Here is a 597-nt window from a genome sequence, read left to right as displayed (position 1 = left end):
TAAAAGATCATTTTCAACAGGATAATGAGTAAAAAACTACATTCTTAAATGATCAAAAAGTTACATTTTTAACTTGACATTTATATATAAGAAGGGAGGAATACAGATGGCATATAACGAAATACAAATGGACCCAGCGGAAATAAAAGACCGCGCAAATAGAATAAAGACAAGAACAGCAGAGATAGATGAATTTTTAAATGAACTAGAAAGAAAAATGAGAACTTTAGACCAAGTATGGGAAGGTAAAGCTAGTCAAGCATATGTAGAACAATTTATGAAAATAAAAACAACTATAAAGCAAAAACTAGAAGAAAACTTAATTAATTTATCAGATGCAATGCTTGCTATAGCAGATAGAATAGCAGAAGCAGACCAATCTTTAGCAAATCAAGTAAATGGTATGTAATATGTACTACATAATAAAAGCATAGTAGTTTAAACTACTATGCTTTTTAAGAAGTTAAATTTATCAAATATTTAATAATAATTGGAGGTAAAAAATGAAAAAAAAAGTAAATATATTTATTGTACTCATATTAACAATAATATTATATACCCAAAATATACTATATGCAAAAGAAACAGAAAGTCTAA

1 protein-coding gene is annotated in these 597 nt (G+C 26.1%); it reads left to right on the top strand.

The window, feature by feature from the left end:
• Positions 1 to 106 precede the first annotated feature (106 nt).
• On the top strand, positions 107 to 409 hold the full coding sequence (locus tag OM90_RS12230) for a WXG100 family type VII secretion target (RefSeq protein ID WP_058487119.1): 303 nt from the start codon (positions 107 to 109) through the stop codon (positions 407 to 409).
• The last annotated feature ends 188 nt before the right edge of the window (positions 410 to 597 follow it).

This window comes from Defluviitalea phaphyphila (assembly GCF_001466305.1).
Taxonomy (GTDB): domain Bacteria; phylum Bacillota; class Clostridia; order Lachnospirales; family Defluviitaleaceae; genus Defluviitalea_A; species Defluviitalea_A phaphyphila.
Note: the sequence above shows the minus strand (reverse complement) of the source record. Positions and strands in the feature narration are given on the sequence as shown.

Bases quoted from the DNA above. Each gene is read 5' to 3' on its own strand.
- OM90_RS12230 (WP_058487119.1), top strand. From the start codon at position 107: ATGGCATATAACGAAATACAAATGGACCCAGCGGAAATAAAAGACCGC.